This window comes from Algoriphagus sp. UBA3586 (assembly GCF_002376385.1).
GTDB classification, from domain to species: Bacteria; Bacteroidota; Bacteroidia; order Cytophagales; family Cyclobacteriaceae; genus Algoriphagus; species Algoriphagus ornithinivorans.
In genome coordinates this window covers 1-17849 of sequence record NZ_DFMT01000037.1, presented here as the reverse complement: position 1 = coordinate 17849, position 17849 = coordinate 1, and the positions used below count along the sequence as shown (strand labels likewise).

Sequence of the window (17849 nt, the reverse complement as noted above, 5' to 3'; positions counted from 1 at the left end):
AAAACCTTAACCTGACGGCTATGACCTTTGCCGGTAGGCAGGTGCAACCCGTGGAAAAGGAAGCAGCCCGACCTTGCTATCCTGACCCTGAGGAGGTCAAACTTTTCCATTGCAAAGCCCCTATTTTTTAGAGTCCATGATGTATTTACTTTTTACTTCTTAGAAAAGCGCTTTTCTGCTATCTTTGTGGCTTGTTTTGAGCGGGATGCCCCGCGTGAGGGATAGAAGCGGTATCCATCCTGCGTAGCAGGAGGATAAGAGCGGATAGCCCGACCCCGCCCTTTTCGGCGGGGGCACGCCCAAAAGACCCGACATCCAAATCATTCGACAAATATTGGCTGTGAAAACGTATCAGGAATTCAAACAGGTTGACTACCCTCAAATAGGAGAGTCAGTCTTGGAGTATTGGAAAAAGAATCAAATTTTCGAAAAATCAATCGCCAACCGGGAGGGAGCCGAGACTTTTACATTTTTTGAAGGGCCACCGTCTGCAAACGGTACCCCGGGTATTCACCATGTGATGGCACGAACGCTAAAGGATATCTTTTGCCGATACAAAACGCTCAAAGGTTTTCAGGTAAAACGTAAAGGCGGTTGGGATACGCATGGATTGCCCGTGGAACTCCAAGTAGAAAAGGAGCTGGGAATCACCAAAGAGGATATTGGGAAGAAGATTTCCGTAGAGGAATACAATAAAAAGTGCCGTGAAACGGTCATGCGTTTCAAAAATGAATGGGATGACCTGACTGAGAAAATCGGTTATTGGGTGGATCTGGATGATCCTTATATCACCTTTGACAGCAAGTACATTGAGACGCTTTGGAGCTTGCTGAGAAAGCTCTATGATAAAGAGCTTTTGTATAAAGGCTACACCATACAGCCTTATTCGCCTGCGGCCGGTACGGGTTTGAGTTCCCACGAACTGAATCAGCCGGGTACTTACAAGGATGTAAAGGATACCTCAATCACCGCACAGTTTAAGCTAAAAGGGCAGGAAAATACTTATATCCTTGCTTGGACGACCACGCCTTGGACTTTACCATCCAACTCCGCTTTGGCTATCGGTGAAAACCTGGATTATGTCAAAGTGAAAACTTTTAATCCCTACACCCATGAGCCTGTAAACGTGATTTTGGCAAAGGCCAGAATGGGGGCTTACTTGAATCCAAAAGCAGCAGAACTGAAGCTGGAGGAGTATCAAGCGGGGGATAAATTAATTCCTTACCAAGTGGTGGAGGAATTTAAAGGGAAAGACATGTTGGGCTGGGAGTATGAGCAATTATTTCCAATCGAAGCTTTGGCATTGCCTCATCCGGCCTTTACGGTAGTTTCTGGGGATTATGTGACCACAGAAGATGGTACAGGAATCGTGCACCTAGCCAAAGCATTTGGTGCGGATGACTTTAGAACCTTGGTACAGAATAATGTGCCAGGCATCTTTGTTCAGGATGAATTGGGTAATGATATCCCGGTTGTCGATAAAAGAGGAAAATTCCTTCCAGTAGTAGGAGAATACCTAGCTGCAAAAATGAAGGAGCATGAAATCACCGCTCATAAGGAGTATGGAGTGGATGATTTTTATGTGAAAAATTATACGGAGGATGATGAGAACGCGACGGATTATAAAAATACCGACGTGATTATTTCCATCATTCTGAAAAATGAAAACAAAGCCTTTAAGGTTGAGAAGTATGAGCACAGTTATCCACATTGCTGGAGAACTGATAAGCCTGTATTGTACTATCCTTTGGAATCCTGGTTTATCAAAACTACGGCCTTCAAAGATAAAATGGTGGAGCTTAATAAGACCATCAACTGGAAGCCTGAAGCTACCGGAACAGGTCGTTTTGGCAACTGGCTGGAGAATCTGGTAGACTGGAATTTAAGCCGTTCACGATTCTGGGGTACACCTCTTCCAATCTGGAGAACTTCCGATGGAAGCGAAGAAAAGTGCATAGGTTCTATCGCCGAATTGGAAGCAGAAATCGAAAAATCCATCGCGGCTGGATTTATGGAGAAGTCTCCTTATGAAGGAAAAGAACTAGATCTTCACCGTCCCTATGTAGATGATGTGATTTTGGTTTCTGAAAAAGGAGAGAAAATGCTTCGCGAACCGGACTTGATTGATGTTTGGTTTGATTCAGGAGCCATGCCATACGCGCAGTGGCATTATCCATTCGAAAATGAGGATATTTTCAAAGCAAATTATCCGGCCGATTACATAGCAGAGGGGGTGGATCAGACGAGAGGTTGGTTCTTTACCTTGCATGCGATCGCTGTTATGCTTTTCGACTCTGTTGCATTCAAAAATGTAATTGCCAACGGGCTTGTTTTGGATAAAAACGGCAATAAGATGTCCAAGCGATTGGGTAATGCTGTGGATCCATTCAAGACCTTGAAAGAATATGGACCGGACGCCTTGAGATGGTATATGCTGAGCAATGCCAACCCATGGGACAATCTCAAATTTAACTTAGACGGAGTGACCGAAGTGCAAAGACGCTTCTTCGGAACTCTTCAGAATACGTATAACTTCTTCGCACTTTATGCCAATTTGGATGCTTTTGTTTATGACAATACGAAAGCGGTACCTGTGGCACAAAGAGCAGAGTTGGATCAATGGATTATCTCCAAGCTTCAGTCTTTGATCACAGAAGTGGAGGAAGCGATGGATAATTACGATGCCACAAGGGCAACCCGTGCTATCATGAGCTTTACTGTGGATCAGCTATCCAACTGGTATGTAAGACTAGCCAGAAAACGATTCTGGAGAGGCGATATGAACCAGGACAAGCAAGCGGCATATGAGACTCTTTATGAGTGTCTGTTAAGCTTGACGCAGCTGATGTCCTCTTTCGCTCCTTTCTATTCTGACTGGTTGTACAAAAATCTGAATGAAGCAGGTGAAGCCGGAAAAGAATCCGTTCACCTGACTGATTGGGTATCTGCTGACCAATCTCTGATCAATAAAGATCTGGAAGAGAGCATGGATTTGGCTCAGACGATTTCTTCCTTGGTTCACTCCTTGAGAAAGAAGGAAAAGCTGAAAGTCCGTCAGCCGCTACAACGAATTTTGATTCCTGTATTGAATAAGAAAGTTCAGGCTCAAATCGAGCACGTAGCTGAATTGATAAAGTCTGAGGTAAATATCAAAGAGATTGAGTTTATCGACGATGCTTCCGGAGTTTTGGTGAAAGATGTAAAACCTAATCTCCCTGTTTTGGGTAAAAAACTGGGACCAAAGATGAGATTCGTCGTTGCCGCAATCAAATCTTGGGGGCAGGAAGAAATTGCCCAAATTGAGCGAGATGGAAAATACCCGATAGAAGTAGAAGGAGAGACCATTGAGTTGCTTTTGGAAGAAGTTTTGATTTCTTCTCAAGATATTCCGGGCTGGTCCGTAGCTTCTGATGCCGGAGTGACTGTGGCCTTGGACGTGACCTTGACTGATGCATTGAAGCAAGAGGGAGTAGCCAGAGATTTGGTCAACCGAATACAGAATCTCAGAAAAGACATGGGGCTGGAAGTGCAGGATAAAATCCGAATCAAAGTAGCGGACACCAACGAATTGGTCAATAAATCTGTAGGAGGGTTTGGAGATTATATTCAGTCCGAAACGCAGGCTTTGAGTTTGGAAGTCAGCAAAGAAGCAAGTACCGGGACTGTCCTGGATATGGATGATTTTGAATTGGCTGTTTTGGTGGAAAAAGCCTAAATAGCAAATAGGAAACGATGAACAAATACATAAAATACTTCGGGATTGCCTTTTTGGTGATTGTAGTGGATCAGGTGGTGAAGATGCTCGTTCATTTCCAAATGGACTTTGGCACTCCCGGACAGATTCAGATTTTTGGAGACTGGTTTAAGCTCCACTATACCACTAATCCCGGAATGGCTTTTGGGATGGAGTTGGGTACAGAATATGGTAAAATGATTTTGACCAGCTTCCGCTTGATAGCTATGTTTGGAATAGGTTATTATCTGTATTATATAATTCAAAAGAAAAATCATCCTGTATTTATAGTATGTATTGCTATGATATTAGGAGGTGCAATAGGTAATTTAGTAGATTCTATATTTTATGGTGTTTGGTTAAATAATGCACCTTATGATGCACCTACTCCCTGGTTTCATGGGCAGGTGGTAGATATGTTTTATTTTGATATCTGGGAAGGCTATTTGCCGGAGTGGTTACCTCTTTGGGGTGGTCAATACACAGCTCTTTGGCCGATTTTCAATATAGCTGATGCATCCATTTTCATAGGAGTTGCTATTATATTGATTTTCCAAGGCAGGTTTTTTCCAGAAAAAGAGGAAGAAAAAATCCCTGAAGAAAAAGTTGAGATTCAAGAATAAGTATAATTCAAGCCTGTTTTTTTCAAAGAAACGGGCTTTTTTATGTCAATTTTTCTAAAAAAGGCCGATATCAATCCATTTCTGCCCGTATTTTTATTAATTTACAAGCTAATTATTTCAAAAAAACTCAACTCTCACCGTATTTGTCTTGCTCAAATCCCCTGTTTGAGCGGGCAATTCCTGATCTTATAATTTTATGATTGTAGATTCTGACAAGCCCTTTCAGATCGTATATTCTATTTTTAATCATGAATTTCTAGGATTATTATTTGAATCCTTTGTGGTACAATTGGATGACAAAGGAAGGCTTTCTTATGCCTTTCAAAACATCAGTTCCGCGAATGCCAAGGAGTTTGACTCTGGCTTAGATGAAAAGGATTACAAGCTTATCAAGATGATGGATGCGATGCAACCGGAGGAAGTCATCAAGAGCTTTATCCCCAAAAAGAAAAACATTCGTCCTAAGGACTATTTAACGAAGATATTTGATTCCAAAACCGAGGATAAGAATACTCAAGCCTTGGTCGAGGCAAGGTTGGAAATTCAGAGGTCCAAGATATTGCCGCTACTTATCGGCAAAAGACTTTTTGAAATGGGAAGTGATGGAAATCCAGCTTGGAAAGAAATTCAGGTTAATGCCGAGCGGGCAACTGTCATCTTTCATTTTCATAAAAATCCAGATAATACCCATTACTACCCTACTATTAAGTTTAAGGGGGAGCGCTTGGAGTGGCAGTATAAAGGAGGTTATCTTATCTGTAAAGAGCCAGCTTGGTTGATTGTGAATTCACAGCTTTTTCACTTTGAAAAAGATATTGATGGAAAGAAGCTACAACCATTTTTGAATAAAAAATTTATCCTCATCGATAAGAAAATGGAGCCTACCTATTTCAGGAAGTTTATGGCTCCAATGCTAACCCAATACGATGTAGATGCCAGAGGATTTGAAATCACCATCGACAGAGGTACTCCCGAGGTTCTGTTGAAAATACAGGAGTTGCCGGGAAATCAAGGCAACAATCTTTTTGGCGAGGAGGGTGAGCAGCTTGAGGAGGACAAAATTATATTTGAGCTCCGTTTTCAATATGGAGACACAGATTTTCCAGTGGAAAAAGGCACCGACAGTTCTGTGGGCAATTCAGTATCCTTGATTGAAAAAGACGGGGAATTTCTATTCAAAAAGACGATACGTAGTCTTCAGAAAGAAAAAGCATTTGGCAAATTCCTGAAAGATCTGGGATTGGAAGTCCGAGATGGAAAAGTAGCTCTACCCAAATCCAAAGCTTTTGAGTGGATCGGGGAAAATGAAGATGCGCTGGAGGAAAAGAAAATTAAAATCATTCAGCGTAAAAATGCCTCCGGTAAGGTATATCACCTAGGAAGGGCAAATATCGACATTGAGGTTAATGAAAACATTGACTGGTTTGATGTTAAGGCGCAGATTAAGTTTGGTATCTATCTGGTGCCATTTGCCAAAGTCCGAAAGCTGATCATGCAGGGTAAGACAGATTTTGAATTGCCCAATGGAGAGATCGCTGTAATTCCTGCATCTTGGTTTGTCAATTATTCAGAGTTGTTTTCTTTTATGGAGGAAGGGACTGCCCAGGATTCCATTATTATGCGCAAGCATCATTTGGCTTTGGCCAAGCAGTTGGAGGAAGGAAACCTGGTGCAATTGACGCTTACTCGAAAGCTCGAAAAGTTGCGTGATTTTGAGGCTATTGATGATTATGAATTGCCGGATTACTTCGAAGGTGAATTGAGACCTTATCAGAAGGCGGGTTACAATTGGTTAAGATTCTTGAATGAGTTCCGTTTCGGAGGCTGTTTGGCGGATGATATGGGTTTGGGTAAGACGGTTCAAACTTTGGCCTTGCTTGCCCATGAAAAGCAGGAGAATCCCGGTTTTTGTTCTTTGTTAGTCATGCCTACTTCCTTGATTTACAACTGGGAATTGGAAGCTCGAAAGTTTACCCCCGAACTGAAAATATTGGTTTATACCGGAACACAGAGGATCAAAGATCCCTGGAAATTCAGGGATTACGACTTGGTGCTGACCTCCTATGGCATTACCCGTTTGGATGTCAATATTTTGAAGGATTTTTACTTCAACTACATCATATTGGATGAGTCCCAAGCCATCAAAAATCCCGGTTCCAATATTGCGAATGCAGTCAATAAATTGAAGTCCAAGCAGAAGCTGATTCTGACAGGTACTCCTGTTGAAAATGGCACGATGGATCTTTGGTCTCAAATGAATTTTGTGAATCCGGGCTTATTAGGGAATCAGAATTCTTTCAAAAAGCAGTTTCTTCAACCAATAGAAAAGCAGAATGATAAGGATAAAGCCATCAAGCTCCATTCCATGATCAAGCCTTTCATCTTGAGGAGACTTAAATCTCAGGTAGCTACTGATCTTCCTGAGAAGATTACCAATGTGAAGTACTCTGCCATGACAGAGGAGCAGGAGAAAGTTTACGAAGAAGTAAAGTCTTACTATCGGGAGAAGATCATTGGGGAGAGTTCTCTAGTTGGAAGAGGAGCACAGCAATTTACCTTGTTGAGAGGCTTGACTCAATTGAGGCAGATTGCCAATCACCCGAAACTGGTACGAGAGGATTACAAAGGAGAATCCGGAAAATTGGAGGATATTACCTACATGTTGCAGTCCACTATTTCGGAGGGGCACAAAGTTTTGGTATTTAGCCAATTTGTGAGACATCTTTCCATTGTCAGAGAATATTTGGAAGAGCAGGGAATCACCTATTCCTATCTGGATGGTTCCACAAAGGATAGACAAGCTCAGGTAGAAAAATTTCAGGAGCAGGAGGATGTGAAGGTTTTTTTAATTTCACTGAAAGCCGGTGGAGTTGGCTTAAACCTGACCAAAGCGGAGTATGTATTCTTATTGGATCCATGGTGGAATCCAGCTGTGGAGGCTCAGGCAATAGACAGAGCGCATAGAATTGGACAGGAAAATAAAGTCATCATCTACAAATTTATCAGTAGAGGCTCAGTAGAAGAAAAGATAATGGCTCTTCAAAATCGCAAGCTGGCATTGGCCGGAGAGTTGATATCAACGGAAGAAAGCTTTATGAAAAGTCTGGATCAGGAAGATATTGCAGCCTTGTTGGATTAAGAGTCTTGGTATTAAATTGAGAAAGGCAGAAATTCAATTTTCTGCCTTTTTTTATTTGATTGATTGTCAATTAAATAGCAAGGTAGGTGCTCGACAGGTAAATAAATTATTGTTAAAAGGTAGGGAATGGAAACGATATTTTTCTAACTTATATCATACCTATTACCACTAATAACATCCTGCACATGCCTAGAGCCAAAGCTGAAAAAGAGCGGAAAATCTTTGTGCTGGACACATCCGTGATCCTGTACGCACATAATTCCATTATGAATTTTGCCGAACATGATGTGGTGATTCCGATTACTGTGTTGGAAGAGCTGGATCAGTTCAAAAAGGGCAATGACACCAAGAATTTCGAGGCTCGGGAGTTTATACGCTTGTTGGATAAGCTTTCCCAAGACCATATGATTCACGAGTGGACTCCATTGAATGGAAAGACGAAGGGAAATTTCCGGGTATTGATGAATCCGGAGAATAAACTCAATGCCAACGTGATTTTTGGAGAGGAGAAAAATGACCATAAGATTCTTAATGCAGCCCTTTATTTGAAAGAGCATGAGAAAAACCGAAAGGTTATTTTGGTTTCCAAAGATATCAACCTGCGGTTGAAGGCGAAATCCTTGGAGATCCATGCAGAAGACTATGAAACCGGTAAGATCAAGAACATCAATGAGCTCGAAAATACTGGGAAGTATATGTTGGATGATGTGGATCCGGCGGCTATCAACAAGCTTTATGAATCAGGATATATTGATGCTAAAACAGTCCTGGGCACGCGTAAGCGAAAAGCCAATGCTTATTATATCCTAAGAAGTGATAAAAATTCGGTTTTGGCCTATTACAATCCGGAAGAGAATATCCTGGAGCGAGTGGATAAAAAACTGGCTTATAATATCAAACCGAAAAATGCCGAACAGACTTTTGCTTTGGATGCGATTACTAATCCGAATATCAGGTTGGTTTCGATTCAGGGGGTAGCAGGAACGGGTAAAACTTTGCTGGCTTTGGCAGGTGCTTTGGAGCAGAGGAGAGATTATAAACAAATATTCTTGGCCAGACCTATTGTACCCCTATCGAATAAGGATATCGGGTATTTGCCGGGAGATATTAAGTCCAAGTTGAACCCCTATATGGAGCCACTTTGGGACAATCTGAAGTTTATCCAAAATCAGTATAAGGAAACAGATAAGGAATTCCAGAAAATTACTGAATTGGTTAATCAGGAAAAGTTGGTTATTCAGCCATTGGCATATATACGTGGTAGATCCTTGTCCAATATCTTCTTCATTGTGGATGAAGCTCAGAATTTGACTCCTCATGAGATTAAGACTATTATCTCCAGAGCAGGAGAGAACACCAAGATTGTATTTACAGGGGATGTCCACCAGATTGACACTCCATATTTGGATTCTCAGTCCAATGGCTTGTCTTATTTGATAGATCGAGTCAAAGATCATCCGCTATATGCACACATCAAGCTGGAGAAAGGAGAGCGGTCTGAATTGGCCAACTTGGCGAATGAGTTGTTATAGAATAGATTATTAGTGATACAGCCCTGTAAGTCAAAGATTTGCGGGGCATTTTGTTTTTAGCTGTTTTGGGAGAGAAAGTGGATTTTGAAGGTTTTTAGAAACTCAATTATTGTCTGGCGAAAAATTTGAAAAGATATTTTTTAAGATAAAGAAGATATGCCTTCGGCTAGATATTTTGGAAATACGGCTTGGGTTAATTTTAATCCCGTAGGGATTTGAGTTAGGTAGAAAAAGATATATGGAGCTTTTCCATTCCGTAGGTATGGAAGGAAAAGTTCAGGGTTCAGAGTTCAAAGTTTCCATAGCCTTCGATAAGATATTCTGTAAATACGGCTTGGGCTAATTTAAATCCCGTAGGGAATTGAGCTATGTAGAATCTTTTCTCTCGTTACTTTTTAGGCAAAAAGTAACCAAAAGCCTTGTCGTGGCTAAGCTTCCCCCCACAAACCAGCCCACACCCCGCGGCCACGACGACCCACCGCTCCTTCACGAATATTGCTGATCGACAGAATTCGATATGGGTTCCGCATGTTTTACACGTAGTAAGTTGGTAAGAGCTTCTTAGAAGCCTTAGATATTAGACTTAAGGAAGGGAGGAACCTAGTGCTGATCTTGAATCATTGTTTGGGAAGAAATCAAATTGCCAGCAAGAGATGCTTAAGAGATGCTTAAGAGATGGTGTTTATGGAATGGTATAGAGGTTAATTTTAATCCCGTAGGGATTATAGATTGGTAGAGTCATGAAAGATGTATTGTGCTTTTCCATGCCGTAGGTATGGAAGGAAAAGTTCAGGGTTCAGAGTTCAAAGTTTCCATGGCCTTCGGTAAGATATTTTGGAAACACGGCCTGGGCTAAAATTAATCCCGTAGGGATTAGAGCTAGGTAGAAATAGATAGATGAGACTTCTCCATGCCGTAGGTATGGAAGAGAAAGTTCAGGGTTCAAAGTTCAGAAGGAAGAAGGACTTGTGATTGCATTTTGAAGAGGTGATTTTATTCGGATTGCAAATCCTACGATAGGGCCTCAGAATTGCAAATTCCGAGGAGCATTGTTCTTGGAAGGGTTAGGTCTCCATAATTTTTCTAAAAGATTCTAAAAAAGGGTTTTGTTGGTGCAACCAAATTTTGTTCGGGATTTTGTCCGCACTTGGGGAATTGCTGTACGAAACCGTACAGACTCAGGAAGTAAAACCCTAAAATTAAGCGAATTAGGGCCTTTTTTAAGTTTGGGTCAGTTTTTGGCATATAGGTACCATACGAAAACAAACCAACTATTTACTGCCATGAAAGCAATACTATTTACCCAAAAAAATGTCTGTGCGGCACTGGGTTTACTAATGGCACTGACAATCGTATGGAAAGCGAAAACTGAAACCAGTCTTGCACAGCAAACTGCCCGATTTGAATATACTAAACCAACTTCTACTTCAATCGGTGAAGCGAAAGGTTCAGAGATGATCCAAATCTCTGAGGATGAAATTAACAGGTCTGATAGCGAATTGACACCTATCATTTAAGACCTAAAGAAAAACTCGTAAGGGTTAATTTGGTTGATTGTTTGGTTAAATGAAAGAGGCGGGTTTTACCTGCCTTTTTTTTGATAACAACCCTTGAGAAAAACTTGTATTTTATGGTATCAATCCTTCAGGAGTTAAAATTTCCTCCCAAGTTGAAAGATGTCTGAAAGGTGAGTCCAGATTACTATAGGAACAATTGTGGCTGGTAAAAGAACAAAAGGAAAATAATTGACAGCACGATTGGGTTGCTCAAAGCCAAATTGTTGGAATGGGAGCTCCGCTGAGAGAATTCCATTGACCAGGATAAAAAGGACGAAACAAAGGCCTATAATATTCCAGGCAAGCATCATACTTTTATTCACCTTCTTTTTAAAAAATAACCACCCCATGATAGGGGCAGAAATTCCTATTAAAATATCAAAATTCCGGCCTTCAAAAGTCATCAACTTTGGTACCATTTGATGGTTAAAAAGCCCAAAAAGCACTATCTCAACCGGAATACGAATGGAATGTAAAAGGGTGCTGATAAGGCTATCTCTTTTTTCAGCAATCCATTTTTGCTGCTTGGGAAGTAAGCCATAGACAACAAAAACTATCGATGGAAGAATTACCAATCCAAATCGGGGAGGGAAGGCTTGAGTTTCTTGATAAAAACCCAGATATGCTAAAATCGATTGAGCCAGAGACCAAACAAGGATGAAAGCAGTCAATTTTAAGGGCTTGCCATTTGAAAAGTAAAAAAATGCGATCGTTAGCCCAAAGCTGGCTAAAAACAGAAGTTCAATCCAAATAGGCAGGTTATCTATCATTTGTTTTTCGAATCCTTCCACTATTATAATGGGAGGGCTGTGGATTTTTATTTTTCAATGAATTGATTCGGCTTTTCTGAAGAAATTCTTGACAAAAGCAAAGGAGTTAAAATGCATGCAATCCCAAGAATTGATTTTAGCTCAAAATCCAAGAAATTCATCACAATTAGATAGATTCCGCATATCAGGAATATCCATCTATAGAGATTAGAATTCCAAGCAATAGCAGCTGAAATATAAGCTGCTCCAATTAATACAAACGTCCCTAAATTAATCATACCATCGTATTCATTATCAAAACCCCAAATCCAGCCTGAGATTTTCCCAATCAGAATGATGAAAAGAAAGCTGTAAAAAAGTAATTGGAGGACTTTTTTTAAATGAATCTGTTGCATTATTACGTAAGGTTTCTATCCTAAACTTTTTTGTAATTTCAATTCCTATCAAAGGAGAAATAGAAGTTACTTAAATGAGATTTCTCTCACGCAAAACCTCCTGCAAGGCTGTATTTTTATTTGGGGTTTTTACCAATCGGTAAATAAAGATTATCGGGAAAATCATGGGTATCAAAAACCCCGGCTTTTTATCAGAAGAAAGAGCCCAAGCCCCGAAACCAAAAATCAGGATTCCAGCCAAAAAACCAATGGCCACTGCATTGAATAGTTGCCCTTTTCGATACTTCTTTTTTTCGATCAATAGTTCTTCATCTGTCAGCTTGAAGAGGTCTTCTTTTTCCATGGGATCTTATAGTCTAAAGCTAGTTTAATTGTGATTCAGTCATGTTTCCTGTTTCATATCACTTAAATATCGCTGGAAATTCTTTGAATTCCATGGCCGAACTTACCCAAAAACGGCACTTTTCAAAGTTCAATTTTGATTGAATTCTTTAAAGCTTCAGTCACTTTTAATCATAAAATCCATTTTTTTCACAAATTAGCAATCATAAGACAGCATTGGTCCTTTCCGTATTTCCAACTTGAAAATCGGTCCTCTCTTTTATAATTAGTTGGTGATTTAATCAATCTCAATTTGGAAATGGCTATAAAAAGAAAAAGAAAGCAAGATATCCCTTGCTTTCTTTTTTGATTTGCCTAGTAGTTACTAAGGGCTTCTATTTAATTCAGGATTGGCTTGATCAATAATAAATCTTTATAAGGGCTGGCAGTTTCCCGAAGATGCAAATTGTCTTTGAATTCCTTTCTTGTAGCCAACTCATTTCTGCCTTCCATTCCCTTTTTCCACTCCGAAAAGAAAATGATGTTTGGATGATAGTTCTTGTCCTCAACGCCTAGACTAGATAACTGAGCGATCAATTCAAACTGAATTTTTGGATCAGATGCCAAGGGCAAAACCGCCTGAAAATACTGCTCCAGTTTTGGGGCATTATTAGGATCCAACCACAAGGCTGCAAACTCATAAGTGCCGCTTTCTTTCAATGAATAAGTAATGTCTTTGTCCACCTGGAAGTACCCGGTATTCAAGAAGCTCAATGCGTCATTCCGGATATTAACGATCTTGAGAAAATCAAAATCCTTCTCGAAAGCCCGCTTTTTTTCTAGACTCTCCCATTCGAAGAAGATAACCATTTGTGCTGGACTATTCCCTTGATCTCTTTTTTCTACCATGAATGAGCCAATGGGCCTTGCGCCATATTTTGGAGCAAGTGGTAAGGCCTGTGAGAAATACTCTTCGTAAAACTGACTTTCTTTTCCAGGTTGAATGGTCAAAAGTGCTACTTCTACAAGTGTTCCTTTTTTGAAGGTGATCTCTCCGGTTTTTTCTTCGGTAGCCCCGAATATATAGGATAGGGAAAGAATAAATAAGGTGGATAATATGCTTAGAATTTTCATGTTTTTTAAAATTTGATTTGTGAGTTATTGACGTATCTACTGTTTTCCCTTCTATGCATTAAACCCAAAAGCAGGACTTAAGTCATTAGAAAGGGACTTTTTGAAGAATGAGTCGTTAGGGATGAAATTTGATGTTAAGCTGCCTGAGTAACCAAAGCAGCGATGCCTGCATAGCTTCCCGTATAGATCTGTTCGATCATTGATTTAATTTCTACAGGATTAGCGCCATCATTGACTTCAAATGTGGAGGTGGTTTTAATCACCGCCTGAAAGTCATCTCCGGAAACTTCTATGGTACTGACTAAAGAACTGACTGGGAGGATAGGCTGCTCCGTGATGGCGTAGCTGAGCACATGATTTTGATGATCCAAAAGCAAGATCTTTTCGATCAACTCTCCTTGTTCTGCACTGCAGTAGCGTTTTAATCCTCCCTCACGGGTGGACTCTATTCTACAACTTTTGATGATGGGAGACCAAGTATCCACGCCTCCTACTGCACCGATTACTTCCCATGCCTTATCCATAGGTATTGGAAGTGTGACTGTTACGATTGTTTTTTCCATTGTACTGTGTTTTTATGTTTAATGAACAGTACAAATATCTAGGGTCTGGCCGGGGATCATTTTCCGCTTTGGTTCAAAGAATTTGTGTTTTGGCTCTTTCGATAATCAGAAGGTGAAATATTGAATTCCAGTCGGAAAACATTGGAAAAAGTAGTGACATCTTCAAATCCACAATCGTAAGCTATGTCACTGATTCTATCGGATGAAGTAGTCAGAAGTTTGGCAGCATGGGCAAGTTTTCGCCTTTTCAAATACTTGGCTGGACTTTCTTGGTATTGTTTGTTAAACTCCCGCTTGAAACTGGAAACACTCATACCGCATAAGAAAGCCAGCTGATCTATGGTTACCCTTGAGTAAAGATTGTTTTCGATAATCGAGGTGAATTTTAATTTACTGGGGAAGAAAATATCCGAAAAGAATCTTAACACGGATGGTTGTTGCTCGGTCTTTAAAAGAAGCAGAATTATTTCCTTTAGCTTTATTATTGCCAGCTCATCGTCCATCAGATTTTTTTCTTCAAAATAGATCATAAGATTACTGATAAAGCTATCGATCAAATCTGAGGAGGAGAATCGAATTGGAGGAAGTGCTTTTTTTGAATCGGTAAGGAAATCGGGGATTTCATTTTTGTAGGCCTCTTTTATGATTTCAGGATAAAAGTAAATGACAACCGCTTCACATTGGCTTTTCTCGGGTGTCTTGATATACTTTGAAATATGTTGCCCACATCTCTTAATCAAAGCCTCTTTGGAGTCCAAGACGACTGTCCCAAAGGGATCAATGGTTTCATAACTTCCGTCGAGTACATAGAAGAAACAAGCGCGCTCTTCCAGTTGAGTACTGTAGCTGAAAGGAGCCTTGATCCGCGCTTTTTCAAAGAGAGGAAGTCCTTTGCAGCTTATCACATCATAATCCTGTATCATGCCCAAAAAAAAGAAAATTCAATGACGAAGACTTTCCAATTTAGCTCAAAAATTTTCTAAAAAGAGAGGCTGGACTCTCTAATGAAATTGAATATGTTGAAAAAAATATACTCAAGCTAACTAATCAGAATAGGGCTTTCAGTTGAATAAAATTAGTCTTTCTCTTTCGTATGTTAAGAAATTTTTTTTGAAAAACAGACGATTCTATTGATTTCTTTAAAACCAATTAATTTGTGGAAAGCTAGGCTTTCATTATTCTGTATCTCCGCGTCTGAGGCAATTTCGCTGCAATTGTTATCCTTGCCCCATTCTTCCGCTTTTTTGAGTAAAGCTTTGGCTACTCCCTGTTTTCTGAATGGTGGCTCTACAAAAAGTCCTTCTACATAAACTACGGGAGAGTTACTGCATCCTTCTACATGGTCAGTTCTCAGGGAAAGGTGGACAAATGCGAAAAGATTATAGCCCTGCTTAGCTGAAAAAATTGTTTGATTATGTGAATCGATAATTTTTTGACAGTTCAAGGACTCCTCTTCATAGCTACATTCAGGCCAGAGTCTAATCATCAATTCAGTGACTTTGGGGATGTCACTTTCAGCTATTTCTTCGATCCTTAAGCCGTTCATGAATGAAAGTCTATGTAAATGGAGGATGGGTTGAAGTTCTATGCGATAGTAAACTTCCGGCTAATCAGATTCAGCATTCATTTGATTTATTTTTTTCAAAATAATTATGGATCAGACCATTCAGTTTTCTACCTCACATTACCATCATTATTGATCATAGGTCTTGAAACCCTCCAAGTGTTTTGCGGCTTCTTCCAAATCCATAATCAAAAATCCAAAACCCACACCCGGCTCGGTATTGTCTTTTCCGATCTGAAAACACATATACTTTCCGTCATCGGATATTACTCCTTGATTGGCCTTGTAGCCCTTATAGTTGGTGAAATGGGTTAATCTTTGCATTTCTCCTGACCCATCTAATTTCAATTTATACAGATCCAGTAAAGGCCAAGCATTTTTTTCAGAGTTACCATGCTCAACCAATGTGTGCAAACCATCAGGGAATATTCCTTCCGGCTCATCATAGCAGCAGGGAGAATTAGTGATGGTTCTATAATTTCCGGTTTCGCTATCTACCATATAGACGTCCGTATTATTTCCATTATTGATGGTATAGACTGAAAAGGTTACTTGGGTGTCGTGTGGAGGAACAAGACTTTGAGTTTCAAGGCTTGCATGGCCTAAAGAAAATGGCAACTGCTTTGAATCAAAAATCACTCGTTCGCTGGATAATTTGGGAATTCCATCTTCATAAACTATTTCGGCCATCAATAGCTTAGCCCGGTTTTTTCCGAGTTCAGGCAACTGGCGATCTCGATGTGTCCAAGCAATTCTCAACCTATTTCTGGAAACAGCAGGACCTTCAGCACAGAGAGTATTCAAAGGAACTGGGGGCTTCTGACCACTTTTATCCAGCACATACAACCATGTCATGTCACGCGCAATATCTCTTTCCTCTGCGATAGTTGGATCAAAAAGCTCCTTAGGACCTGCGAGGAGAATATCTCCATTGGATAAATACATGGCCCTGGTAAAACCATAATGGTTGAAATGTCTGGTTTTTGGGCGTACTACTCCGGTTGCCAGCTCCATTTCATATACTTCCCCCATGGGTTTGTCTAAGAAAAGAATAAATCGGCCGTCATGAGACCAATCCGGGCGCTCACCAAAACCGCTTACAAGTTTGATATATGGAGGCAAATCATCTGCGGGACTGCCACTTTTCAGAGCAGTTTCAGCTTTTATTTGATCTTGTCCAAATGCAAGTGTGGTGGTGAAAAGTAAGCAAACAAGTAGGATTGATCGCTGGATAATTTTCTTTTCTATAGTTGACATAGAGGAGAATATTAATTTGTTTAGGTTTAAAATTGGTCTGAGAGTGTTTTGAAAGGATTAGGCATCTAGACAGTCTTAGGAAAATATCATATTCAAAGTCTTTTCCTTTTTTTCCTGCTCCTAACTCCCTCAAGATAAGGAATTTCTTTTATTCTAAATCCACGTCAATTTCCAATAGCCGGCAGTATTTGGGCAATTTTTGTTTAGCACAAAAAATATTAATTCAGAATGAAATATGGCCAAGGAGAATTGGCACTAATTGCAGTTATATATCGTAAGGAGCAGTTTTTCATAATTATCTCCTAAGATGTATTTCAGCCCATCATAAAAACTTGGATAGGGTACGTGACCATAATTATCATAAGTAACGTACTTGAATGAAAAGTTAGCACCTAATTCCAATTCAACTTTTTCAGCAAATTCAAGCATGGCCAAGTGAACTTCTTTGTTAGGATCAAAGGAATCAACCAATGAGTTTGCCACAAATAATTTCTTACCAAGAAAACGTTCTTTGTTTTTGAACGCATTATCGGCTAGATCACTGAAAAAAGGATCCATATCTGCATACCAGCCGGCGCTATTTCCAATATAGTTTTGAAATAATTCTGGCCTTTCTAAAAATGCATACATGACAAATAACCCACTGAGAGATGTGCCTCGGATTGTTCTTTGTCTATTTGAGCGATATTCTTTATCGATGTGCGGTATAAGTTCTTTTTCTAAAAAGGAAAGAAAATGGGCTGCTCCGGGATTATCCACTTTGTAGGTTGGCGTGCTCAATGGCATCATGTCTCTATCTCGGTCTGTATTGAGAATTGCCACGATTATTATTTCTGCTCGGAGATAACGGGTTATCACAATGGTATTCAAAAGTGAGGTTTCGTTCCCATCAAGAAGAAAAAGAGTTGGATATAATTTGTTTGAGGATTGATAATCTTCAGGAAGCGATACAATTAGATTTCTATTTTCATTTAAAATTTCAGAATAAATACTGTCCTTCACTCCGATTTTGATATGAACATCTTGGGCAAAGCATATGGAAGTATTTATTAATCCGATTAAGGCAAAAAGTACAATATTATTTTTCATGTTAGGTTCGGATTAATTTGTTGACTGTAACGGGATTCAGCTTGGAGACGGCGGGCCTGTCTGACGCCAGGCAGGCTTTTGGAGCCTTCCTCTTCCAACCTACTCCTAACTTTTTAAAGATACTAAACTTTCAATTTACTCGGAACCGCCCGCCTGCCTGTATTCTAAGGTTT

Annotated in this window: 14 protein-coding genes; 5 read left to right on the top strand and 9 right to left on the bottom strand. The window is 40.0% G+C overall.

Going from position 1 to position 17849, the window contains the following annotated elements; translation table 11 throughout:
* The first annotated feature begins 340 nt into the window (after nt 1-340).
* The 5 genes from ileS (at nt 341) to B2906_RS13755 (ending at nt 10544) form a co-directional block, all read left to right on the top strand.
* On the top strand, nt 341-3715 hold the full coding sequence (gene ileS / locus B2906_RS13775; RefSeq protein ID WP_286940498.1) for an isoleucine--tRNA ligase: 3375 nt from the start codon (nt 341-343) through the stop codon (nt 3713-3715).
* Nucleotides 3716-3732: 17 nt separating this feature from the next.
* On the top strand, nt 3733-4356 hold the full coding sequence (locus B2906_RS13770) for a lipoprotein signal peptidase (RefSeq protein WP_219957564.1): 624 nt from the start codon (nt 3733-3735) through the stop codon (nt 4354-4356).
* A 196-nt stretch (nt 4357-4552) separates the two neighbouring features.
* Complete coding sequence (locus B2906_RS13765; RefSeq protein WP_286940493.1) at nt 4553-7495, top strand: DEAD/DEAH box helicase; 2943 nt, start codon at nt 4553-4555, stop codon at nt 7493-7495.
* Between the two features lie 185 nt (nt 7496-7680).
* Entirely contained in the window at nt 7681-9027 is a 1347-nt protein-coding gene (locus B2906_RS13760) for a PhoH family protein (RefSeq protein ID WP_091651694.1), read from the top strand.
* A 1283-nt stretch (nt 9028-10310) separates the two neighbouring features.
* The gene (locus B2906_RS13755) at nt 10311-10544 is read left to right on the top strand and encodes a hypothetical protein (RefSeq protein WP_139217449.1); all 234 of its coding nucleotides are present in this window, start codon (nt 10311-10313) and stop codon (nt 10542-10544) included.
* A gap of 134 nt (nt 10545-10678) precedes the next feature.
* Here the strand turns inward: B2906_RS13755 and B2906_RS13750 are convergent, their stop codons facing one another.
* From B2906_RS13750 to B2906_RS13710, 9 genes are all read right to left on the bottom strand, one after another.
* Nucleotides 10679-11353, bottom strand: coding sequence for a hypothetical protein (locus tag B2906_RS13750; RefSeq protein WP_219957568.1), 675 nt, complete (start codon nt 11351-11353; stop codon nt 10679-10681).
* A 47-nt stretch (nt 11354-11400) separates the two neighbouring features.
* Complete coding sequence (locus tag B2906_RS13745) at nt 11401-11748, bottom strand: hypothetical protein (protein WP_219957569.1); 348 nt, start codon at nt 11746-11748, stop codon at nt 11401-11403.
* 70 nt (nt 11749-11818) lie between these two features.
* The gene (locus tag B2906_RS13740) at nt 11819-12091 is read right to left on the bottom strand and encodes a hypothetical protein (RefSeq protein WP_219957570.1); all 273 of its coding nucleotides are present in this window, start codon (nt 12089-12091) and stop codon (nt 11819-11821) included.
* A gap of 377 nt (nt 12092-12468) precedes the next feature.
* Nucleotides 12469-13203, bottom strand: a complete 735-nt coding sequence (locus tag B2906_RS13735) for a hypothetical protein (RefSeq protein WP_219957571.1) — start codon at nt 13201-13203, stop codon at nt 12469-12471.
* A 134-nt stretch (nt 13204-13337) separates the two neighbouring features.
* A complete protein-coding gene (locus B2906_RS13730) occupies nt 13338-13766 on the bottom strand; it encodes an SRPBCC family protein (protein WP_219957572.1) in 429 nt (142 codons plus the stop codon).
* A 56-nt stretch (nt 13767-13822) separates the two neighbouring features.
* Nucleotides 13823-14689, bottom strand: a complete 867-nt coding sequence (locus B2906_RS13725; RefSeq protein ID WP_219957573.1) for a helix-turn-helix domain-containing protein — start codon at nt 14687-14689, stop codon at nt 13823-13825.
* A 173-nt stretch (nt 14690-14862) separates the two neighbouring features.
* A complete protein-coding gene (gene aac(6') / locus B2906_RS13720) occupies nt 14863-15312 on the bottom strand; it encodes an aminoglycoside 6'-N-acetyltransferase (RefSeq protein WP_219957574.1) in 450 nt (149 codons plus the stop codon).
* 147 nt (nt 15313-15459) lie between these two features.
* The gene (locus B2906_RS13715; RefSeq protein WP_219957575.1) at nt 15460-16587 is read right to left on the bottom strand and encodes a hypothetical protein; all 1128 of its coding nucleotides are present in this window, start codon (nt 16585-16587) and stop codon (nt 15460-15462) included.
* Between the two features lie 255 nt (nt 16588-16842).
* On the bottom strand, nt 16843-17676 hold the full coding sequence (locus tag B2906_RS13710; RefSeq protein WP_286940479.1) for an alpha/beta hydrolase: 834 nt from the start codon (nt 17674-17676) through the stop codon (nt 16843-16845).
* Nucleotides 17677-17849 lie beyond the last annotated feature (173 nt).

Bases quoted from the DNA above. Each gene is read 5' to 3' on its own strand.
- B2906_RS13770 (WP_219957564.1), top strand. From the start codon at position 3,733: ATGAACAAATACATAAAATACTTCGGGATTGCCTTTTTGGTGATTGTA.
- B2906_RS13765 (WP_286940493.1), top strand. From the start codon at position 4,553: ATGATTGTAGATTCTGACAAGCCCTTTCAGATCGTATATTCTATTTTT.
- B2906_RS13760 (WP_091651694.1), top strand. From the start codon at position 7,681: ATGCCTAGAGCCAAAGCTGAAAAAGAGCGGAAAATCTTTGTGCTGGAC.
- B2906_RS13755 (WP_139217449.1), top strand. From the start codon at position 10,311: ATGAAAGCAATACTATTTACCCAAAAAAATGTCTGTGCGGCACTGGGT.
- B2906_RS13750 (WP_219957568.1), bottom strand. From the start codon at position 11,353: ATGATAGATAACCTGCCTATTTGGATTGAACTTCTGTTTTTAGCCAGC.
- B2906_RS13745 (WP_219957569.1), bottom strand. From the start codon at position 11,748: ATGCAACAGATTCATTTAAAAAAAGTCCTCCAATTACTTTTTTACAGC.
- B2906_RS13740 (WP_219957570.1), bottom strand. From the start codon at position 12,091: ATGGAAAAAGAAGACCTCTTCAAGCTGACAGATGAAGAACTATTGATC.
- B2906_RS13735 (WP_219957571.1), bottom strand. From the start codon at position 13,203: ATGAAAATTCTAAGCATATTATCCACCTTATTTATTCTTTCCCTATCC.
- B2906_RS13730 (WP_219957572.1), bottom strand. From the start codon at position 13,766: ATGGAAAAAACAATCGTAACAGTCACACTTCCAATACCTATGGATAAG.
- B2906_RS13725 (WP_219957573.1), bottom strand. From the start codon at position 14,689: ATGATACAGGATTATGATGTGATAAGCTGCAAAGGACTTCCTCTCTTT.
- B2906_RS13715 (WP_219957575.1), bottom strand. From the start codon at position 16,587: ATGTCAACTATAGAAAAGAAAATTATCCAGCGATCAATCCTACTTGTT.
- B2906_RS13710 (WP_286940479.1), bottom strand. From the start codon at position 17,676: ATGAAAAATAATATTGTACTTTTTGCCTTAATCGGATTAATAAATACT.